The sequence below is a fragment of the Paraburkholderia sp. NMBU_R16 genome (assembly GCF_013282575.1).
Taxonomy (GTDB): domain Bacteria; phylum Pseudomonadota; class Gammaproteobacteria; order Burkholderiales; family Burkholderiaceae; genus Trinickia.
On sequence record NZ_JAAAYE010000415.1, the window covers coordinates 1 to 253 of the forward strand.

The window sequence follows — 253 nt, forward strand, 5'->3', positions numbered from 1 at the left end:
CAGAGTCTCGTGGGCTCGGAGATGTGTATAAGAGACAGGTTCCGGGCTACGCCCTTCACCGCTGCCGCCACGCCAGTACTCTCATCCTGATTGACGCGCTGCTCTCATCTTGTTTGACGCGCGGCAGACGTGCTCGATTGCCAGTGGCTGCAGAAGCTGATGAGCCTGGGACTGCTAAGGGCCGCCTGGCGCCCGGGTGACGAGGTCTGTGTCGTGCGTGCGGTCGTGCGCCAGCGCGAGGTGCTGCTTGCCG

General features: G+C 64.0%; 1 pseudogene. It reads left to right on the top strand.

The features are described from left to right. Nucleotides 1–117: 117 nt before the first annotated feature. A pseudogene (locus GWC77_RS28690) lies at nt 118–253 on the top strand (IS110 family transposase); the annotation flags it as partial.